Origin of the sequence: Thiobacillus denitrificans, from assembly GCF_001530125.1 — a bacterium.
GTDB lineage: Bacteria > Pseudomonadota > Gammaproteobacteria > Burkholderiales > Thiobacillaceae > Thiobacillus > Thiobacillus denitrificans_C.
In genome coordinates this window covers 1-20997 of the sequence record NZ_LDUG01000033.1, presented here as the reverse complement: position 1 = coordinate 20997, position 20997 = coordinate 1, and the positions used below count along the sequence as shown (strand labels likewise).

The following is a 20997-nucleotide window of genomic DNA, read 5'->3' as shown; positions in this document are numbered from 1 at the left end:
AGAATGGGATGGAAAAAAACTACGAGGCGCTGAATCTGACGCAGCCTGAAAGCGAGCACGATCCGTTTACGGAAGATCGCTATCGCCAGTTTCACACATTCCTTCCCAAAGGGGCGCGCAGTGTGCTCGATATCGGCTGCAACACAGGCAGGGGTGGCAGCGTGCTCAAAGGCTTGGACAACAGTCTGCAGATTTATGGCCTGGATGCCGTCCGTGATCGCCTGGATCGCTTGCCCAAGGATGTGTACGAGCAAGGGGTGCATGGCTATTCCACCAAGATCCCGAACGAGGACGGAACCTATGATGCGGTGGTGGCGGGCGAGTTTATCGAGCATATCTATCAGGCCGATGTCGATCAGACCCTGGGAGAGATTTTTCGGGTGCTGAAGATTGGTGGACGGCTCTTGCTGACGACGCCGAACCCCGGCGATATAAAACGAAAGCTGCGTGGGCACAGCATTCTGGGCGGGGCGCATGTTTCGCAGCACTTTCCCGACACGCTCAAGCTCAAGTTAAGAATGGCCGGATTTTCGCGGGTCAGGGTATACGGCAGCGGCAGGGTCTCGCGTTATGTCGGCAGCCGCTTGTCCTTGTTCATCTATGGCAGCTATTTGGCCATAGGCGACAAGTTCTGAATCCCGCTTCACCGCTCTTCAGCAACTGGCCCGCCGCATGAAAATCCTGCTCAGCGCTTTTGCCTTTGCGCCCAACGTCGGCAGCGAGCCCGGTGTCGGCTGGCGCTGGGCGGCCGAGCTTGCCAAGCGCCATGAAGTGACGGTGGTGACGGACGCGACCCGCCGGCCGCTGGTGGAGGCGGGCGGCGTGCAACTGCCGGACAACGTGGCGGTGGTGTATTACCGGCCGGTCTGGTTGCGCGCCATGCCGCTGAATTCGACGACCGCGCAGGTGCTTTACACCCTTTGGCAATTCGGGCTGTTGGGGGTTGCACGGCGCCTGCATCGCGATCATGGCTTCGATCTGGCGATCCACATCACTTACGGCGTGTTTCGCCATCCGTCATTTCTGGGGTATCTCGGCATTCCTTTTATCTTCGGCCCGTTGGGCGGCGGCGAGGATGCGCCGCTGGCATTGAAGCGTTCCATACGCGGCCGCGAAAAATTGAAAGAGTTGTTGCGTTCGCTGCTGAATAAGACGGCCTTGTTCGATCCGTTTTTGTGGGCGGCCTATGCCAAGTCCAAGCTGATCCTTACTAAGACGGAAGACACCCGCCAGGCGTTGCCGTGGCCGTTTCGCCGTCGTGCGATCGTGTATCCCGAAATCGGCATCGATGCGCCCGCCGGCATTCAGGCACGGGCGCGGCAGCCGGGCGAGCCGCTGCGCGTGCTGTTTGCCGGCCGCTTGCTGGGTTGGAAAGGGGCGCATCTGGCAATTCGCGCCGTGGCGCAGGCAATCGCTCAAGGGGTGTCGGTCGAGTTCACGCTGCTGGGGAAAGGCCCGTTTGAGTCAGAATTGCGCAAGGTGGCCGTGGCAGCGGGCATTCACGACCGCATCCGCTGGGTAAGCCAGGTGCCGCAGCAGGAATTGTTCGCACTGTATCGGACCATGCATTGCTTCTTGTTCCCAAGCCTGCACGATTCCAGCGGCAATGTGGTGCTTGAAGCGCAGGCATTTGGTTTGCCGGTGATTTGTCTGGATATTGGCGGGCCTGTGACATTGGTTACTTCTGAGACTGCCATTGTTGTGTCAACTCAAAATCAGAACGAGGAGAGAGTGGTACAGGGGCTTGCGGATGCAGTGCGTGGTTTTGCTGGTGATGAGCAAGGTCGCATGGCGATGAGCCGGGCAGCACTGGAGCATGTTCGTGGGGCGATGTCCTGGGAAAAACGGGCCTATGGGGTTTTTGCGCTGCTGGGTCAGGTGACGCATGGGGATTAAAGCGATGGTATTGGCGGCTGCTCGCAGGGTGCAAACCAGAATCAAGGCACTCGCTTTCCGGAAGGTGCTGACACATGGCCATGGTTTGCACTTGGGGGCACGGATCAGAATATGGGCGCCTTGCCGGGTAACCATTGGCAACAATGTTTATGTCGGCAAGGATGTTCACATAGAGTGCAATGCCGATATCGGTGATTACGTGATGATTGCCAACCGTGTGGCTTTGGTGGGACGGCATGACCACGATTTTCGTACTGTTGGGGTGCCGGTGCGCTTTTCGCCGTGGGTGGGTAGTGCCAAATCACCCAGTCCATACCGCGATGAAAAAGTGGCGATTGAATCTGATGTCTGGCTTGGTTTTGGTGCTGTTGTGCTGTCTGGGGTGTGTGTTGGGCGCGGAGCTATCGTGGCTGCAGGGTCGGTTGTAACCAAGAGCGTGGAACCTTATGCCATCGTGGGGGGAAACCCCGCACGTCAAATTGGGCGAAGATTTACAGATGAGTCGCTAGTAGCAGAACACGAGCAGCGCATCCGGAATGGAACTTTCGTGTTTTCCGAGAGGGGATATGACCACTGGATTGTTAAACCTGGCCACCTGGATCAATAAACCATCATGAAAAAAATATTGTTCATATTTGACCGCGTAGCGCACTACCACCAGGAACTATTCAAGAGCTTGGAGAAAACGCTTCCGACGGCAGGACTGGATCTTTATTTGTTATCTGGCGAGACGAATCAAGCCAATAAAGGGCGCGTCGGGTTGGGGGAACCCGTTATCGCAAAAGAATCGAAGTTCACATTCCGCGAATACAAAATCGGTAGCTTTATTTTCCGCCGTCACTTCGGGGTAATAGACAAAGTTCGTGAAATTCGACCTGACATCGTCGTTGTTTTGAGCCATGTGGGGAATGTTTCTCATTGGCAGCTGATGGGATTGAAAAAGCAACTGGGGTTTAATAAATTGGTCGCTTGGCAATGTGGCTATGAATACAACCCTGGAGTTGCTAAAGGTTTCCTTCTTAAGCGATTTATTCCTAAATTCGATTACCACATGGCTTACCACTCGAATGCGCGTGATTACGCGCTGAGCCATGGCGCGCGGGCGGATCAGATCACCGTGATGCACAACACGATCAACGAGGAACGCATTGAACTCATGCCCAAGGCCGAGGCGCAGGCGCTGGTGCGCGGCAAGCATCCCGAAATCGGTGACCGCAAGATCATTTTGTTTGTGGGTGCGGTGCTGGCGGAGAAGCGCATCGAGGTGATTCTTGAAGCGCTGGATTTGATGAAACGTCGTGATGTGGTGTTTGTGCTGGTGGGCGATGGCGAGCATTTGGCAGCGGTTCGCGCGGCGTGCACGGGGCGCGACGATGTGGTGCTGACCGGATCGATCGTGGAAGGCGTGGGGCCGTATTTCGATGCGGCGGAGATGTATGTGTTGCCGGGCACGGGTGGGCTGGGCATCAACGAGGCGATGGCGCACCGCTTGCCGATTGTGTCGGGGTTTGCCGATGGCAGCGCGGATGATCTGGTGGTGGATGGGGAAAACGGTTTTCGCTTGCGTGAGAACACGCCGGAAGAACTGGCAAAGAAGATGGCGACGATTCTGGATACACCGGGCCTGACCGAACGCATGGGCGAACGCTCGCGCGCGATGATTACCGGCAAGTTTTCCTTCCATGAATTTATCAACCGTATTGTGAATCAACTGACGAGACTGGCCCGATGAAAATGCTTTATCTGGTGGCGGGTGCGCGCCCCAACTTTATGAAAATTGCGCCGATTGTGCGGGCGCTGAATCAACACGGTGGGCTGCGCTTCAAGATTGTTCATACCGGGCAGCACTACGACCGTGAAATGAACGAGGTGTTTTTCGAGGAGTTGGGCATTCCGGCGCCGGATGTATTCATGGGCGCGGGCGGTGGCTCGCATGCGGAGCAGACGGCGAAGATCATGCTGGGCTTCGAGCAGTTGTGCCTGGCCGAGCGGCCGGATGCAGTGCTGGTGGTGGGCGACGTGAATTCCACCATCGCCTGCTCGATCGTGGCAAAGAAGATGCACATCCCGGTGGCGCACGTGGAAGCAGGCCTGCGCAGCGGCGATATGGCAATGCCGGAGGAGATCAATCGCATCGTCACCGACTCGATTTCGGACTGGTTTTTCGTCACCGAGCCAAGCGGGGTGGAAAATTTACTGCGCGAAGGACAGGCGAAAGAGAAAATTCATTTTGTCGGCCATGTGATGGTGGACAATCTTTTGTATCAGCACGACAAGCTCAAGCATGCGGATGCAGGCGCCTTCGCCACGGCGGGTTACAAGGCTGCCCAGCCGCGATACGGCGTGGTGACGTTGCATCGGCCGTCGAATGTGGACGAGGCGAAGTCCTTCGCCGGAATCGGCGGTGCGCTGCGTACGATCAGTGAAACGCTGCCGCTGATCTTCCCGGTGCATCCGCGCACGCGTGCCAATCTGGATAAATTCGGCATCGACCTGGGCGACCGGATCACCCTGACCGGTCCGCTGGCCTACATGGAATTTCTCAATCTGTGGAAAGACGCTGCGGTGGTGATGACCGACAGCGGCGGCCTGCAGGAAGAAACCACCGCACTGGGCGTGCCGTGCTTCACCCTGCGCGAAAACACCGAACGCCCGGTGACGGTGGAGCAGGGAACCAATGTGCTGGTTGGCACGCAGCCGCAAAAAATTCTTGATGCGTATGCAGGGCTGAACGGTGGCAAGGCAGGGCGCCGACCTGAGTTGTGGGATGGCAAGGCGGCAGAGCGGATAGTGACGATCCTGGCTGCGGATTTGGCTAAAGGCTGAGCGATGCGGCCTCTGCGGACAACCGGCTCAGTACTCGGCGCACACATCGATGCCTTGTCGTGGGACGCCGCGCTGAATCGCCTGCTCGGCTAGGCGCATGCGCACGAAAGCCGCTACCTGACGATCTGCAATGTGCAGGTGGCGGTGAGCGCTAGAATTCCTGTTTCGTTGTCCCTGTGCCCCTTGGTTGCTGTCCGTGTTAACAGCGTTTCTGTTACGTTCTCCCCCTGCGGGCAAGGGCTGGAATCTCCGGCTTTCTATGGGTTAAAGATGTGAAAGATCGTATGTCCAGTCAAATCAAGCAAGGAATGCCGGATCAAGTGCGGCATGACGGATTTTTAGAGATCCCCCTCATGCCCATAAACAGGTGGCGCCGCCTTGCCCGCAGATTCCGGCGGGCTGAACATGGAATGAACGGCATGAAACATGCGGTGCTCTTTCATCGATTTGCCCTGGCCCTGGTGGCTGTTCTGCTGGCGCTGTATTTCTGGGGCAACAGCCAGCCTGAGGCTGCTGGGCTGATACCGGCGCCGTGGGACAAACTGGCACATCTGGGGTGGTATGCGGTGCTGTCCGGTTTGTTGCTGGTTGCAACGGGCCGCCATGCCTGGCCGTGGGTGATGGCGGGCATGTTGCTGCTGGCGGGCTGGGACGAGTGGCATCAGTTTGCCTTGCCGGGACGTCAGCCAGGCCTGGATGACTGGGTGGCCGATGCGCTGGGCGTGCTTGCAGGGATAGGGATAAGCCATGAAATTGCCCGGCGCGCATGGCCGGTGCGGCAGGGGTAGGGCAGGCAGCGGGCGTTGCAACGACGCGTTGCTGCAAAAACGCTTCAACCCGTTCCAGACGCTTCAGGGTAGCGTGATCGTGACGTCCGGCGACAACGACTGGACGGACTGTCATCGCCCCAACAACGGCAACGATCTGCCGACCGGCTGCCTGGCCGGATTCCGCGACATCAACTATCCGATTGACCCGGCCGACAGCCCCTATTTCCACGTAGACAGGCCGTTCGCTGGACCGGTCAAGCCGTCTGGCAACCGGATACGGGAAAACGTCACGCGGGTGGACAATTTCGGCGCCCAGAATGTTCACTGGGTCGAGGTGTGCGTCAGTCCGCGTGATTCCAGTGTGTTCCGCGTCGAGCCGCGGATCGTGAAAGCGAATGTGTTTGCTCGTTGAGTGGACTCGCTGACCGCCAGCCGGCCAGCTTCAAATCGCAGGCCCCCAGCTTCAAGTCATCCATCGCCACGCCACACAGGCGGATAGCCAGCGGGCACGTGTGCCTGCACCACGACCCCAATCCTGCCTTTCCGGCAAACAAGTGAGCGTAAGCCGCGTGACAGACAAGCGGGTTGCGCTCCCCGTCCCCTGAACCGAACGGGTCATGCGAACGCGCCGGCTGCGATAGGCACTTTCACCGTTATGCGTTGTTCCTTGGCAAACGCCCTGGAATCACACGCTATCCGTAGGTCGGGAATACTTTCCCGACACCCCCGCACACCTCCGCCCATTGCGTCGGGAAAGTATCCCTCGCAAGAAGGAGGTCGTAGTTGTAAAGCCGCTAAAGCAGCAACAACCATGCTCTCCCGACCTACGGCAACCATGCAGTCAATACATAACGGTGAAAGAGCCTTTGCATTACATGCAAGGCAGATGATCGGCACAGTTCGACGTTCCCGCAATCCATGAACGCCCTATGAGCCATATGGCTCAGGCAGGTTGGGTTTCACTTGTGCGAGCGGGTAACAATCTGTCGCTAATCTTCATTCTGCTCAATAACGAGATAACGAGCGAGTTTCCCCGCTTATCGTCTTCCCGCCTGGTTTGTGCTCTGTCAGATCCGGACAGGGACGCACAGGCTGCCCTCCCCAAGGGCGTGGCATCAAGCGACGCAGCACAGATCGCAACCAGGTTTTAGGCGCGCACCGCGATGGCAAAAACGATGATTCGTCTGAGGTCGACATCGCCATTCTGCGCGAATTTGTGAAGAAATTGGGAGCAGTGAAGAATGATGAATATTGAGAAAACACTGTCAGAAGATTGGGTGCACAGCCTGGATGTCAGAGACGAGACGGAGGCTCCACACCATTTCGAGGTTGCATGGCCGGGGGACTCCGGCATCAAGACGCTGCAAAGCCGGGGGCGCACTACGGGGAAGGTGCTGAACGCGCAAATCGACGCACTCTCGTGGGAAGCTGCGACTGCTCGAGTTCTCGGCTGGGCGCATGCGCGTGAAAGCCGCTACGTGACGATCTGTAATGTGCATGTGGTGGTGAGCGCGTGGCGTGACGCAGCTTATCGCAAAATCATCAATGCTTCGGACATGGCGACGCCGGACGGTGCGCCGGTGGCGTGGATGCTGCGGCGTCAGGGGTTTGACGGGCAGCCGCGCATCAGCGGGCCGGATCTGATGTGGGCGCTGTGCGAGCGTGCAGCGGCTGCCCGTCTGCCGGTTTATTGCTACGGCAGCACCGAGGCGACGCTAGGGCAGCTGGAACAGCGCTTGCTGGAGGCGTTTCCGGGCTTGCGCATCACGATGGAAGCGCCGCTGTTCCGTGCACTGACCCCGGAGGAAGACGCAGCGGCGGTGGACCGGATCAATGCCAGCGGCGCCGGCATCGTGTTCGTCGGCCTGGGCTGCCCCAAGCAGGAACGCTGGATCGCCGAGCATCGCAGCAAAATTAATGCGGTGTTGATCGGTGTTGGCGCGGCGTTCGATTTCCACGCCGGTACGATGCGGCGGGCGCCGGCCTGGATGCGCGACAACGGACTGGAATGGCTGCATCGCCTGGCGTCGGAGCCGGGGCGCTTGTGGAAGCGTTATCTGGTAACGAATACGCTGTTCATTCTCGGTGCGACATGGCAATTGCTGTTCGGGCGGTGATTTAAAAGAAAGCCTGATGCACAGCCTTAATGGAAGCCGTCATCAAAAACCAGGCGTGATGGAGACCTCATGAAGCAATCTGGCGGAAAAAGAATACGTGATATGGCGGACAAACCCTTCGACAATAATCGCCGCACGTTCATGCGGACGACGGCGCTGGCGGCGGGCCTTCTGTCCGCCGGCATCGCGCCGTTCGCGCTCGCGGCAAAGGGCGGGAACAGTGGCGGCAGCCAGACGGCCCGCAATCCGCTGCGCATTCCGCCGACAATCGCGCCGGGCGGCGCGGCGCTGACCGCGGCGCCTGCAAGCGTCAACCTTGGCGGCGGCAAGCTGTCATCCGTGCTTGCCTACAACGGATTCTTCCCCGGCCCGACGTTCCGGGCGAACAATGGCGACGTGGCCGATATCGCGTTCACCAACGGCCTTGCCGCCGAAACCACCATCCACTGGCACGGCATGATCGTGCCGCCGGCCGCGGATGGCCATCCGGTGGATGCCGTCATGCCGGGCGCAAGCTATGCTTACCAGTTCCCCGTCGAGCAGCGGGCCTGCCTCAACTGGTATCACCCGCATCCGCATATGAAGACGGGCGAGCAGGTGGCGCTGGGGCTCGCGGGCGCCTTCATCGTCAACGACGCCGAAGAAGCCGCGCTCAACCTGCCATCTGGTCTCCATGAAGTACCGCTGATCTTGCGGGACGCGAATTTCGACAGTTCTGGAAATCTGACGTATACCGCCAAATCCTCGGGGTTTCTGGGGAAAACGCCGCTCGTCAACGGCACCCTCAACCCGCAGTTGGTGGTCGATACCGCGATCTACCGTTTCCGCGTGCTGAACGGCGCGAACGCGCGGGTGTTCCGTCTCGCCTTGAGCAACGGCGCGCCCTTCGTTGTGATCGGCAATGATGGCGGCCTGCTCGACACGGCGCCCGCTTCGGTCGTTGAGCTCGAATTCGGCCCGGGTGAACGGCTGGATATTCTCGTCGATTTCCGCGATCTCGCGGTGGACGACAGGGTGATGCTTCGCTGCCTGAGCGCCGGCTGGGACCTGCTGGAGTTCGCGGTCGCGCGCGCGGTCACGGTCGCGGGCGAGATTCCCGTCGGCGCTTTGTCCACGATTACCGCGCTCGCCGATCCGGTGCTGACCCGGGAATTCAGCTTCGACGGCATGAGCCGCATCAATGGCCGCGTGTACGACATGCATCGCATCGATTTCCAGGTGCCGCTTGGCCAAACCGAACGCTGGCGCTTCAAGACCGGCGGGAATGCGCCGCATCCGGTGCATGTCCATGGCGCTTCGTTCCAGGTTGTGTCACGCACCGGCGGCCGCGGCCGGGTGCTTCCGTGGGAACGCGGATGGAAGGACACGGTGCTGCTGCTGGATGGCGAAACCGTGGACGTGCTCATCCGCTTCGACGCCTATCGCGGACTGTATGTCATGCATTGCCACAAGCTGGAGCATGAGGATATGGGCATGATGTCCAATTTCGAGGTGGTCTGACAGGGGAAACCCCGCCATGGTGGCGGGAAAGTATTCCCGCCCTACGCCTGAAAATGGTTCAGGGGCATAACAGGGAAACCCGGCGTCATGCAAATTCGAGTGGAATGATGTTGATCCAGACAGGATGGGTGCTCAGCTTGCTGCTGCCCGTCAGCGTTTTCCGAACAGCCCGCGCCCGCGGAAATACTGCACCCCCAGCCAGCCGCCGAACAGCCCGCCGAGGTGGGCGAAATGGGCGATGCCGGCGGCGGTGTTGGTGACGCCGAGCAAGAGTTCGACGGCGCCGTAGCCCAGCACAAACGTGCGTGCCGGAATCCGGATAAAAGGCAGAAAAATGAAACTGATCACCCGGTTTGGGAAATACATCGCGTAGGCCAGCAACAGGCCAAACACGCCGCCGGAGGCGCCGATGACGGGGCCGGCCGCGTGCAGGAAGTAGCCGCTGACGGCGATCTGCGTCATGGCGGCGACGACGACGCTGAGCAGGTAGGTCAGCAGGTAGCGCAGGTCGTTCCAGCGCTTTTCCAGCGCGGCGCCGAACATCCAGATGGCGACCATGTTGAATCCAAGGTGCAGCAGCGAGCCGTGCAGAAAGCTGTAGGTGAGAAGCTGCCAGACATGGAAGGCATTCCCCGACCCCGGCGGCCACAGGGCAAATACGCGGATGATCTCAGGGCCGGTAGTCAGCCCGAGCGCATAGATCAGGACATTGAGCAGGATGAGGGAGAGGGTGATCGGCGGCATGGCGATGGGCATGGGTTCAGCCGGATTGTAAAGTGTTCGGTCATTCCGGCGCACGCCGGAATCCAGTCAAATCATATGGCTGGACCCCGGCTCTTGTGCCCTCTGAGTATTCACCGGGGGTGACGGCTTGTTCAGTGTTTTCCTATGAGCCGAATGGATCAGGTGGATGCCCTGGGTGGGACACACTCCAATAACATGACACCGGTAATCTCCAGAAGGTTCATTTTTATCCACTCTGGAGCGCTTCAATGATGAAAAAATCCCTCAGTATGCTGGCTGCCACCTTGTTGCTGACGCTGGGTACGCATGCCGGCGCAGACGACTTTCGGCATGGTTCGGCTTCCTTCGCACTGATCGGCGATGTGCCCTACGGAAGCGCGGTCGAGCCGAAGTTCGATCACGTGATCGCGAGCATCAATGCGGCGCCGCACGTGCGTTTTGTCGTGCATACCGGCGACGTCAAGGCGGGCAGCGAGCGCTGCGACGACGCGTTGCTGCAAAAACGCTTCGACCAGTTCCAGACGCTCCAGGATGGCGTGATCGTGACGCCCGGCGACAACGACTGGACGGACTGCCACCGCACCAACAACGGCAACTACCTGCCGACCGAACGCCTGACCAGATTCCGCGAAATCTATTATCCGGTTCCCGGCATGACGAGCGGCCAGAATGCTTTTCCGGTGCGCACCCAGGCAACGATGGCGGGCTTTGAACATTATGTCGAAAACATGATGTGGGAATTCCACGGGGCCATGATGGCGACGCTGCACGTGGTCGGCAGCAACAACGGCCTCGACCCGTGGAACCAGATCGACCCGGCCGACAGCTACGATGCGCCGCGTCCCGACCGCCTGGCAGAAGTCCAGGCCCGCGAAACAGCCGCGCTGGCGTGGATCGACGAGGTGTTCGCGCAGGCTGCCGCGCGCAATTCTGCCGGCGTGATGATCGCGATGCAGGCCAACCCCAATTTTGATTTGCCTGCCGCCGACCTGAAACGGCAGGGATTCAACAAGGTGCTCGATCGCATCACCCAGCATGCCGTGGCATTCGGCAAGCCGGTGTTGCTGGCGCATGGCGACAGCCACTACTTCCGTGTCGACAAGCCGCTCGCCGGGCCGGTCAAGCCGTCGGGCAGCCGGATGCTGGAAAACGTCACGCGCGTGGAAAACTTCGGCGCCCAGAACGTTCACTGGGTCGAGGTGTTCGTCAATCCGCGCGACCCGAGCGTGTTTCGCATCGAGCCGCGCATTGTGAAAGCGAATTTGTTTGCACGTTGAATGGGATCGCCGGCCGTGCGCCGGCGGATTTAAAAAAGCAGGATTCCAGTTGAACGTCATCAGTCGTCACACCGGCCTTCGCCGGCGTGACGAATGAAAATCACTGTGTTGGCAAGCGGGTGGGCGACAGTCCACGCGGTACGGGCAGTGATTTCATTCGGACCCTGCCGGCAGGGGACGATCATGCTGGCTGCCGGTTCCACCGGCGGCGATACCGCCACACAAGGCGACAACACGGGTATTGCCTTCATGCATCCCCCAAGCCATTCCGAAATCGTCGAGGCCGAGTCGCGCGCGCAAGTGCGGCGGCGTGAGCCCTGGCGTGTGCTGCTGGTTTTCCTGGCCGTTTTTTTCGCCCTGCAATACGCATGGGAGAGGGGGCGGGACACCGCAGTCGAGCACGTGTTCATCGACGAGCTCACCGTCCGTCCGGCCGCATGGATCATCGACCGGTTGTGGCCGGTATTTCAGGTGCATGCCGAAGGGCACCGGCTGGTGGCCGCGGCGGGGCGGCTCAATATCCTCAACGGTTGCGAAGGGATGGAAACCCTGTTCCTCCTGGCGGCGGCCTTCATCGCCTATCCCTTTGCCTGGCGCACGCGCCTGTTCGGCCTGGCTGCGGGCGCGCTGCTGGTGTTTGCGCTCAATCAGGTGCGCATCGTGATGCTTTGGCACGCCTTCCTGCACGATCGCGTCTGGTTCGGGATATTGCACGGCACGGTACTGCCGGTGCTGCTGGTGGCGGCCTGCCTGGTTTTCTTTCTCGCCTTCCTGGGACGCGAGACGCCGCGCGTGCCATGAGTGCCGGGCGGGACGTCGCATCAGGCATCATCCTGCGCCTGCTGATCTGGCTGCCCGTCTTGCTGTGGGCGGCCTGGGCGTGGGGCTGGCATTACGCCGTTTTCTGGCTGCCCGTGTATCAACGCGTACTGGATGGGGCGCTGCCGGATTTTGGCGTGGTGTATCTGGGCATCGCGCTCGGCCATGAATACGTATTCGACACCCAGGTGATGGCCGAACGCGCGCTGCTGGTGCAGGGTCATATACTGCCAGCCGGCTTGACGGTGAACGCTTCTACGCCCATGTATGCCGCGCTCATCCATCCGATCGTGCTGGTCGCTTCGGCACTGGCCTGGCCGCTTCCGAACTGGCGTGCGCGCCTGCTGAGGCTGCTGCTGAGCCTGCCTTTCCTGTTCGTGCTGGAAGCGCTCGATGTCCCGCTGGTGCTGGCCAGCTCGATTAGTGACTTGCTGAGCTACTCGCTCGATCCCGGCGCGGATGCAGCTTCGATGCGGGTCGACTGGACGCACGTGATGAATGGAGGCGGGCGTTTTGCCCTGAGCCTCGCGATGGCCTTCGCGGCAGCGCTGTTGCACAAGCCGTTCGAATCCCACCGCAGCTAAGGAAATCCTGAACAAGTCCCTATTCTTGTCATTGCGGGCGAAGCGCGGCAATCCAGAGCATTGATTCATCACACATTCTGGATTGCCGCGTCGCTACGCTCCTCGCAATGACAAACTTGACTTTCCCTAAGGCCTGGCCGGCTTATGCCGCAGGACGCATGGCTGTCATCAAGGCCGGTTAGCCTGCGGCCGGATGGATGCGCGTACTTTTTCGGATAAGCGGACGGGCCTGGCTGCGGCCCTGTTTCGTTTCGCTTTCCTGCTGACGCTCGCGGCGATCGCGCTCATGCCATACCGGCAGGCGCAGGCGGACGCGGTTCCGGCTGCCGTCGCTGACAAGATCGCGCCGGAAACCTGGCGCAGGGTGCAGGCGGGCGAGGTGCGCGAATTGCTCGTGCTGTTCAGGGATGCCGCGATCGATGCCGAGCTTGAACGCCATCTGAGCCGGCGCGCGCTCAAGGCCGAGGACGCGACGGCGACCGCCCTGCGCGCCGAACGCTATCGCGCGCTCAAGGCGCGGGTGCTGTCGGCATTGCCAGAGGGGGATACGGAACTGCGCCGGGACTATCGGCACATCCCCATGGCGTTCCTGCGCTTCCGCGACGCCGATGCGCTGTTGCGGCTGCTGGCGCGCGAGGAGGTGGTGGCCGTGTTCGAGGACACCCGGCTTTATCCGCATCTGGCCGAAAGCCTGCCGCTGATCGGCCAGCCCCCGGTGAGCCAGATCATGGGCCGCACCGGCAGCGGCGCCGCGGTGGCTGTGCTCGATACGGGCGTCGATTACACGCGCAGCGAATTCGGCGCCTGCACCGCGCCCGGCGTGCCGGCCGGATGCCGCGTGGTGGCGGCGCTCGATACCGCGCCCGAGGACAATGCCCGCGATGCCAACGGCCATGGCACCTGGGTGGCGGGCGTCGCGACGGCAGTCGCGCCCGGCGCGGGCATCGTGGCGATCGACGTGTTCAGCGGCAATTCGGCCAGCAGCGTCGATATCATCGAGGGCATCGACTGGGTCATCGGCAACCGCGCGCTCTACAACATCGTGGCCATCAACATGAGTCTGGGCGACGGGATCAAATACACTACCGCGTGCAGCGTCAAGGCCCAGAATCCCTATCGTCAGCCTTTTATCGACGCCCGCACTGCCGGCATCCTGAGCATCGTCTCCAGCGGCAACGACGGTTTCAGCGACGGCATCGCCAGCCCCGCCTGCACCCCGGAAGCCGTATCCGTGGGCGCGGTTTACGATGCCAACGTGGGCGCGCTCACCTGGACCGGACCGGAGCCGGATTGTACCGACAGCGTCACGGCAGCCGACAAGGTGGCGTGTTTTTCCAATAGCGCCTCTTTTCTGACCCTGCTCGCGCCCGGCGCGCTGACCACGGTGACCGGCGCCACGGTCGCCGGCACCTCGCTGTCGGCGCCCGTGGTCGCCGGCGCGGTCGCGGTGCTGGCGCAGGCGTTTCCAGGCGATACCGCGACGGGCCGGCTGAGTCGCCTCACTGGTAGCGGAAAGGCCGTCACGGATGCGCGCAACGGCATCGTCAAGCCGCGTGTCGACCTGCTCGCCGCCCAAGGCCCGCCGCTCAACGATGCGTTCGCGCAGGCCGCTGTGCTGGATGGCAACAACGGCACGGCCGCAGGCTGGAACCTGAATGCGACGCAGGAGTCGGGCGAGCCCCCTCACGCGGGCGCCAGTGGCGGCAAATCGGTGTGGTGGCAGTGGACGCCGGGGGCGTCCGGCACGGCCAGCTTCGACACGCACGGCAGCGGCTTCGATACCGTACTGGCGGTGTATACCGGCAGCGGCGTGTCGGTGCTCGCCGCGGTTGCCTCGAACGACAACGATGGCTCGGCGGGCAACGCCAGCGGCCTCAGCTTCGCGGCCACGGCCGGGACGACCTACCGCATCGCGGTCGACGGCAAGTCGGGCGCGAGCGGGGCGATCAAGCTCGCCTGGACGCTGTTGCAAGCGCAAACCATCAGTTTCGATCCGATCAGCGACATGCCCGTGAACTCGGCATTCAGCCTGAGCGCCACGGCCAGCTCGGGGTTGGCGGTGACGTTCAGCAGCCAGACGCAAACGGTATGCACGGTTTCGGGTGATGTGGCCAGTTTGATCGCCTCCGGAACCTGCACGATCGCGGCCAACCAGCCCGGCAATGCCAGCTATGCTGCCGCCCCCACGGTAACGCAGAGTTTCAGCGTCACCCCGCTCGCGCAAACGATCAATTTTCCCGCCATCGCCGATCGAACGCTGGGAGACCCATCGTTCAGCGTGGCCGCCACCGCCAGTTCCGGATTGCCGGTGAGCATCGCTTCGCTGACGTCCACGGTATGCAGCGTCAGCGGCAATACCGTCACCCTGCTGACGGCGGGGCTCTGCACGCTCGAAGCTACCCAGCCGGGCGACAGCCAGTACAGCGCCGCGCCCTCGGTCATGCAGACCTTCAGCGTGAATTCGGCCAGCGGCGTCAATGACGGCGATGTGCCGATGCCGCCATGGGCGCTGCTGTTGCTGGGCGCGGGCCTGCTCGCTGTGATGCGGCACGGCTTGCCTGATCCCCGGCTCACCGTCATATGAGCCGATAAGCTCATCGCAGGCCACACTTCAACACGAAGCCCTGACATATTGGCCCGATAAGATTCCCCACAGTCGAGGAAGCATCCGAACACTAGATTCGAAGCCCGCGACGGATTACAAAAGCTGTACAAAATAAAGCAACAAGCAGTGCGCGTGAAAAGCAGTGGACATCGGCAGTCGGATGTCCGGACAAGCCCTCTCACAGGGATTGTCATCTCCTGTTTTCGTTGGATTTTTCAACGATATCTCATGCGCACGCCGAAACGGTGCTGCGCCGCATTTCCTATTGCAGATTCCGTTTCGTCGTGTGGGTGAGCCTGTGTCCGATCTTGAGACGCAGGCGGGAACAGACTGGCCGCAAGGCGAATAACACGTGGTTGATAAGCAGCAGGGCAGGGCAGGCTGGACGAAAGAACCGGCATCCCGGCCCGACAAGCTGCACAAAATAAAGTAACAAGCAGTGCGCGTGAATAGCAGTGGGCGTCGGTGTCTGGGCGCCAGGAAGGGGTATCTCCCATGCCCCCTCCATTTCTGTTTCGCTGGGCAACAGCCCCGCGATATCTCATGCGCACGCCAGTACGGCGCTGCGTTTTTTTTGCAGATTCCAATTGGCGTGCGCTGAGTCTTGTTGGCTTGGGCGCGATTGCGTCCAGCGAACCGGCAGTTGCAACCGCCGCCAGGCTGAGCGGTTTTCGAACATCCATTTCAATCAAGGAGCAATCCATGAAGCGCGTAAAACCCCTGGTGGCCGGCATTTTCCTGCTGAGCCAGACTCTCTCCGGAGCTGCTCTCGCAGCTTCCGTCACCTTGGCGGGCAATACCATCGATTTCAGTTTTGACGATGCGTTGCTGGGCCTGTTCGGGCCGGCCAGCGTGTCAGGCGACACGCTGTATTTCACCCCGGTCGATTTCGAGGCCAAATCGCTGAACGGCGCAGGTTTCGCGCTGACCAACGAAACCATCAATATCCAGGTATCGGCGCATGCGGGCTGGACGTTCACCACGCTTGATCTGGTCGAGAAGGGCGACTATCTGTTGCTCGGCTCGGGCAGCATGGCCGATGTCGCCGGCCAGATCCGGGTTTTCGATATCGCGAATCCGCTGACCGACGTGACCTCCAGCATTCTGCCCGCCGCTTCGTTCAGCCAGATGGGCGTGCCCACGCACAACTGGACTGCGCTGGCATCGACCGACCTGTCCGCGTGGGACAGCGTTCAGGCGATCAACGTGACGGTGGAAAACCTGCTGCTGGTCTCGACAGGCGCAACGTCTTCGCTGGCGTTCGTGGAGAAAAAATTCGTTGGCCTGACCCCCGGCATGGTGGCCGTGACACCGGTGCCCGAGGCGGAAACCTACGCCATGATGCTGGCCGGTCTGGGCCTGGTGGGCTTTGCCGCCGCGCGCCGTCGCATCGCCTGAAAACAATAAAGGGCACTTCTATCAATTGTCATCGCGAGGAGCGTAGCGACGCGGCGATCCAGAAATATCCGCTTAATCAATGCGCTGGATTGCCGCGCTTCGCTCGCAATGACAAAACCGGCATTTATAGAAGTGCCCTAAATGTGCGGAGAGCAGCGAAGGGGCCGGCTGCACAGAGCCGGCTTGGCATTATTGTGCCCAATAACCCTCTCGTATCACTTTAAATAAAGGAAAATCATGAAGCGCGTGAAAGCAGCAAAACAGGTCGGCGTCCGTCAATCCCTGCTCCTGGCAGGAATGGTGATGGCCAGTGCCGGTGCCCAGGCAAGCGTTACACTCACAGCAGGTAACGGAAACTCAGGTTATTTTGGAGGCGCAGGTTCGATCAGCATCCAGAACCCCGGTGTCAGACTCATCCAGAACCCCGGTGTCAGACTCGAACTGCGGGACCCTTACGCTGTCATCCAACCACCTGCTGCTTCCCTGAACACCCCTTACGCATCATCGAACGTGAGCGGCAGCATGAACTACTCGGCAGGCGCGAGCAGCGGCTATTTCAGCGAATACGATTCAAGCCCGGATGGCTCGATAGTGGAGTTGGAACTGAATCGCAAAGGCTACGGCTACCACGCCGAGGCTTCGGCGGAAGTCGCCCAGCTCAAGGCGCATGCGGAAACAAAATGGGTTCCGGGCAGCAATGGCTATGGCTACAACTATGGCAGCAGTTCCGCCAACGCCACTTCGACCTGGAGCGACTGGTTCGTGATATCCGGCGGAACCGGCCTCGGCTCGGCAAGTTTCGCGTCCGTGCTGGACGGCATGATGGTGTCGGCCAAGAACGGATCGGCAGGCTACAGCCTGAATATCGGCTACTCGACCGGCACGTATTGCTATTCCTGGTACAACGCCTGCAGCGAAGCCGACCAGAGCCAAACCCTGTTCAGCCAGACTTCCAGCCTGTCGGGCAACGGCAAATCGACGCTGTCGCAGGACATTGAAGGCGAGTTCGCCTTTGCCTACGGCACGCCTTTCCAGCTGACGGCCACGCTCGATGTCAGCGCCTCGAATGGCGGCATGGCGGATTTCAGCCTGGCCTCCCTGGACAACAGCCTGGTACTGCCCGAAGGGGCGAGCCTGCTGAGTTCGTCCGGCCTGTACGTTCAGGCGGTTCCCGAGGCGGAAACCTACGCCATGATGCTGGCCGGTCTGGGTCTGGTCGGCTTTGCCGCCGCGCGCCGGCGGGCCACATCGAAATAAATCGTGCCGTCATCAATGAAACCAATAATGGCGCGCTGAGTCGCCAGCCTTGAGGCGTGAGCCACCCCTGAACGGCATCGCTCGTTCGAGCGATGCCGGGGGCAAGTTTCACCGAATGCGTTCACGCGCATCTTTGGCCCGCCTCACGGCGGGTCTTTTTTTGGTGTTGACGTAAGGGACGACGGCAACAACCGGAAGCGCACGCAAGGATCGTTCCTGGCGCCGGCCTGACGGCGGCAGGCGATTGATATGAATCGGGTTTATCGAAAGATCGGGTTCAGGCGCGAGCCGAGCCGGGCCGGATGCCGGGCGCGATGTAAAAAAACCCGACAGAGGGTCGGCTACTGCGCCTGTGTGGGCAAGGCACGCAGGTGCGGTGGCAGCGTGGTCAGCAGTAAAAATCCGCTTCCAGGTCCGCAGCCTCGTCGTGAAGAACCGGGTGGACCGGACGCTCGTACGGATGGGCGCAGATGACGTCCTCCAGCCACGGGTAGCAGCCCGCGTAATCGCATTGCTCGGCATATTCGTCAGGCTCGTCGAGCGGTATGTCGCCGAGTTCGTGCAACGCTTCTTCGGCCAGCAAATCGGCCTGCGCTTCCAGTGTCGTCGTGTCGTGCGTGTTCATGGCATTCCCCTTTTGGCCAGGAAGTTCCCATCCTCGCGCAGCAAGGTGAGCGGCGTATGACAGCGGCGCTGAATTTACATGGTCCGAATGTTCCGGCGACGATCGGGTATGTGGCCCGAACGTGCCATGCCAGGCACGCCATGAACACCAACTCCTGCAACATCGATGCGCGACACTGCGAGCGTACTGAAAAAGCTACACCCGTCGCGAGGCGGGTGTGGCAAGCATCCGGGTCTGCGCAGCTTTGGGAGAAGCGTTGTATGTGTAGACAGCCGGTTGTCAGTTACACCACGCGCTGTTGGATGCACCTGCTTGCTGACTTTTATTTTGGAGGTTTATATGAAACTTGTTCAAACCATGCTGGCGTGCGCGCTGGCCGGAGCGGTGGGGTCCGCCGCCGCCGTCGGTCCAGGCGATATCGGGAACCTGACCGGTCTAACCGTCAACATCGGCAATTCGTTCGCCGCTGGCGCTGCCTTCAGCGACGAATACATTTTCGACATCATGCCCGAGTCGGCTACTGCCGGCACTGCCGTCACCATCAACCTCGACATTCCGCAGTTCGACGGTCAGGAATTCGCCATCGAAAATTTCATGGTGGCGTTCAAGGACAGTCTGAACAACATCATCGCCAGCGATTTCCAGACTTCGCTGACCGATTACACCCTGTCGGTGTTCGCCAACCTGCCTGCCGCGCTGGACTACAAGTTCGTCGTTTCCGGTAACGTCACCGGCACCCTGGGCGGCAGCTATGGCGGCGTCCTGCAGGCTGTTCCGGTTCCCGAAGCCAAAACCTACGCCATGATGCTCGCCGGCCTGGGCCTGGTCGGCTTCACGGTGTTGCGCCGCCGCCAGGCATAAGCACACCCCCACCAGGGCAATTGCAGCAGGACGTCTCTCCTGCAAACTCCGTTGCGGCTCCTTCGGGAGCCGCTTCTTTGGCGTCCTTCCCCTGCATGAGCCAATCGGCTCATGCAGGGGAAGGACGCCAGCACGACTGGCTTCATATTGTCTGGTTAGCATTCGATTGCTGTCATGCGGCTCACGGGTGCGCGTACATCGTTTTTCTCCGAGGGTTTGGACATGTTTTATCGTCGAACCCGTTTGCGAGCCTGTCTACCGGCCCGCTTTTTTATTCCAGGGAATCGCCACTTCGCCGTGCAAGGTGGCGACGCCTCGCCTAAGGAAGCCCTGAACAAGTCCACATTTGTCATTCCGGCGGAAGCCGGAATCCAGTGAAATCAAGAACCTGGACCCCGGCTTTCACCCGCAAGGGGCAGGCCGTTGTTGTAAACAGCTAAAGCTGTAACAACCACGCACCGCCGGGGTGACGACTTGTTCAGGGCTTCCCCAAGGCAACACGTGCGAGGCATCCAGACGGATTCATGCACTCAGGAAAATCTGCCATGAAACCCTTTATAGCAGCCGGTCTCGCGCTGTTCGTCACGCTGCCGGCGCATGCCATTGTCGGCGGTCCGGCCGATGCCAATGTCGCCGCTTCGCCCTGGGCCGGGGTGGGCGCGGTCAGCGTCAACGGCAGCACGTTTTCCGGGGCGCTGATTGGCAGCCGCTACGTGTTGACCGCAGCGCACGTGGTCGGCGCCGCGCCGGCCGGCAAGGTGTCATTCATGCTGAACGCGGAAGCGGGCAGCCAGGTTTACGCTGCCGAATCCATCACCGTGTTTCCTGGATTTACGGGAACCACGCCGGGGGCGGACGGCATGTGGCACGACGACCTGGCCCTGATCCGGCTCGCCGCGCCGGTCGATGCGAGCGTGCCGGTTTACGGCTTGTATGGCGGCGCGCTGGTAAGCAGGACCGTGACGCTGGTGGGCTACGGCGGTGGGGGCGATGGCGTGAACGGCGTCACCAGCGGCGCCAATGCTGCCGTCAAGCGGGTGGGGCAGAACCAGGTCGATGGATTGCTGGCGGACGACGACGGCGGATCGGCCCAGGAAATCTTCCTGCTCGATTTCGACGGGGCGGATGCCTCCAGCAATGTGTTCGGTGGGGCCATCGCGGCCAATCTCACGCTCGGTGAAACGCTCGAAGCCCAGTTCGCCGGCGGCGATTCCGGCAGCCCGGTTTTCGTCAACGACAACGGTGTGTGGAAGATCGCCGGCATCGCCGCCTTCAACGGCAGCACGACAGGCCTGCCCGGCAGCAATGTGTTGTTTGGCGCCATTGGTGGCGGCACCGTGGTGGCATCCTATATCCCATGGATCGAAACGGCCATGGCGCCGGTTCCCGAGCCCCATGCCTGGTTGATGCTGCTGGCAGGGCTCGGCATGATTGGAATCAGATACGGGCTATCGGGGCGGGTTGAATCTTGAAACGCGCGCGCATCGCGCGTGCCTCATAAGGCTGCGAGTTGTTGTTCTTCTTCTTCAGCGGCCAGCGTGCGCCCGAAGGGCATGCGGCGCTGGTCGATGAACAGGCTGCTGCCGTCGACGCGTTTGGCCATGTGTTTGGCTTCGGAGGCGGCGCGCGCCACTTCCTGATATTGATGGAAATGGGTGGGGTCCACCAGCACCGCGCCGATGGAGAGTGTCACCAATGCGTGAAATGCCATCGCACCG

General features: G+C 60.9%; 19 protein-coding genes and 1 pseudogene. 17 read left to right on the top strand and 3 right to left on the bottom strand.

Annotation, left to right across the window (positions count from 1 at the left end):
- Nucleotides 1–8 precede the first annotated feature (8 nt).
- From ABW22_RS11435 to ABW22_RS11395, 9 genes are all read left to right on the top strand, one after another.
- Nucleotides 9–635: a class I SAM-dependent methyltransferase gene (locus ABW22_RS11435; RefSeq protein ID WP_059756562.1), complete on the top strand. Its 627-nt coding sequence runs from the start codon at nt 9–11 to the stop codon at nt 633–635.
- Between the two features lie 37 nt (nt 636–672).
- Complete coding sequence (locus ABW22_RS11430; RefSeq protein ID WP_059756558.1) at nt 673–1896, top strand: glycosyltransferase family 4 protein; 1224 nt, start codon at nt 673–675, stop codon at nt 1894–1896.
- Nucleotides 1886–2503: an acyltransferase gene (locus ABW22_RS16835; protein WP_082708764.1), complete on the top strand. Its 618-nt coding sequence runs from the start codon at nt 1886–1888 to the stop codon at nt 2501–2503. Before ABW22_RS11430 ends, ABW22_RS16835 begins: the two co-directional genes overlap by 11 nt.
- Before the next feature lie 6 nt (nt 2504–2509).
- The gene (locus tag ABW22_RS16830; protein WP_082708762.1) at nt 2510–3628 is read left to right on the top strand and encodes a glycosyltransferase family 4 protein; all 1119 of its coding nucleotides are present in this window, start codon (nt 2510–2512) and stop codon (nt 3626–3628) included.
- Nucleotides 3625–4722, top strand: a complete 1098-nt coding sequence (gene wecB, locus ABW22_RS11415; RefSeq protein ID WP_059756549.1) for a non-hydrolyzing UDP-N-acetylglucosamine 2-epimerase — start codon at nt 3625–3627, stop codon at nt 4720–4722. The genes ABW22_RS16830 and wecB overlap by 4 nt, the downstream gene beginning before the upstream one ends.
- A gap of 419 nt (nt 4723–5141) precedes the next feature.
- Nucleotides 5142–5510 (top strand): VanZ family protein, encoded by a 369-nt coding sequence (locus ABW22_RS11410; protein WP_082708781.1) that lies wholly within the window; start codon nt 5142–5144, stop codon nt 5508–5510.
- Nucleotides 5470–5904: a hypothetical protein gene (locus ABW22_RS11405; RefSeq protein ID WP_157648615.1), complete on the top strand. Its 435-nt coding sequence runs from the start codon at nt 5470–5472 to the stop codon at nt 5902–5904. Before ABW22_RS11410 ends, ABW22_RS11405 begins: the two co-directional genes overlap by 41 nt.
- An 829-nt stretch (nt 5905–6733) precedes the next feature.
- Complete coding sequence (locus ABW22_RS11400) at nt 6734–7609, top strand: WecB/TagA/CpsF family glycosyltransferase (RefSeq protein ID WP_237763325.1); 876 nt, start codon at nt 6734–6736, stop codon at nt 7607–7609.
- A gap of 102 nt (nt 7610–7711) precedes the next feature.
- Nucleotides 7712–9109: a multicopper oxidase family protein gene (locus ABW22_RS11395; protein ID WP_059756538.1), complete on the top strand. Its 1398-nt coding sequence runs from the start codon at nt 7712–7714 to the stop codon at nt 9107–9109.
- Nucleotides 9110–9259: 150 nt separating this feature from the next.
- Here ABW22_RS11395 and ABW22_RS11390 read toward each other — a convergent pair whose 3' ends face one another.
- Complete coding sequence (locus ABW22_RS11390; protein ID WP_237763324.1) at nt 9260–9865, bottom strand: rhomboid family intramembrane serine protease; 606 nt, start codon at nt 9863–9865, stop codon at nt 9260–9262.
- A 236-nt stretch (nt 9866–10101) separates the two neighbouring features.
- Here ABW22_RS11390 and ABW22_RS11385 point away from each other — a divergent pair, with 236 nt between their 5' ends.
- From ABW22_RS11385 to ABW22_RS18080, 6 genes are all read left to right on the top strand, one after another.
- Nucleotides 10102–11130 carry a hypothetical protein gene (locus tag ABW22_RS11385; RefSeq protein WP_157648614.1) on the top strand — a complete coding sequence of 343 codons (1029 nt, stop codon included), beginning with the start codon at nt 10102–10104 and terminating at the stop codon, nt 11128–11130.
- A gap of 183 nt (nt 11131–11313) precedes the next feature.
- On the top strand, nt 11314–11931 hold the full coding sequence (locus ABW22_RS11380; protein WP_202813946.1) for an archaeosortase/exosortase family protein: 618 nt from the start codon (nt 11314–11316) through the stop codon (nt 11929–11931).
- The gene (locus ABW22_RS11375; RefSeq protein ID WP_059756531.1) at nt 11928–12533 is read left to right on the top strand and encodes a hypothetical protein; all 606 of its coding nucleotides are present in this window, start codon (nt 11928–11930) and stop codon (nt 12531–12533) included. The genes ABW22_RS11380 and ABW22_RS11375 overlap by 4 nt, the downstream gene beginning before the upstream one ends.
- A 193-nt stretch (nt 12534–12726) precedes the next feature.
- The gene (locus ABW22_RS11370) at nt 12727–15117 is read left to right on the top strand and encodes a S8 family serine peptidase (protein ID WP_059756528.1); all 2391 of its coding nucleotides are present in this window, start codon (nt 12727–12729) and stop codon (nt 15115–15117) included.
- Between the two features lie 723 nt (nt 15118–15840).
- A complete protein-coding gene (locus ABW22_RS11365; protein WP_059756525.1) occupies nt 15841–16536 on the top strand; it encodes an FxDxF family PEP-CTERM protein in 696 nt (231 codons plus the stop codon).
- A 237-nt stretch (nt 16537–16773) separates the two neighbouring features.
- Nucleotides 16774–17793, top strand: a complete 1020-nt coding sequence (locus ABW22_RS18080) for a PEP-CTERM sorting domain-containing protein (protein WP_088178782.1) — start codon at nt 16774–16776, stop codon at nt 17791–17793.
- 388 nt (nt 17794–18181) lie between these two features.
- Here the strand turns inward: ABW22_RS18080 and ABW22_RS11355 are convergent, their stop codons facing one another.
- On the bottom strand, nt 18182–18418 hold the full coding sequence (locus tag ABW22_RS11355) for a hypothetical protein (protein ID WP_059756519.1): 237 nt from the start codon (nt 18416–18418) through the stop codon (nt 18182–18184).
- Between the two features lie 339 nt (nt 18419–18757).
- Between ABW22_RS11355 and ABW22_RS11350 the strand changes: the two genes are divergently transcribed.
- Together ABW22_RS11350 and ABW22_RS11345 are read left to right on the top strand one after the other, a co-directional pair.
- Entirely contained in the window at nt 18758–19279 is a 522-nt protein-coding gene (locus tag ABW22_RS11350) for an FxDxF family PEP-CTERM protein (RefSeq protein WP_157648613.1), read from the top strand.
- A 545-nt stretch (nt 19280–19824) separates the two neighbouring features.
- Nucleotides 19825–20751 (top strand): trypsin-like serine protease, encoded by a 927-nt coding sequence (locus ABW22_RS11345; protein WP_059756513.1) that lies wholly within the window; start codon nt 19825–19827, stop codon nt 20749–20751.
- Between the two features lie 23 nt (nt 20752–20774).
- On the opposite strand, the pseudogene ABW22_RS11340 reads toward ABW22_RS11345, so the two are convergent.
- Nucleotides 20775–20997 (bottom strand): annotated as a pseudogene (locus tag ABW22_RS11340) (GGDEF domain-containing protein); the annotation flags it as partial.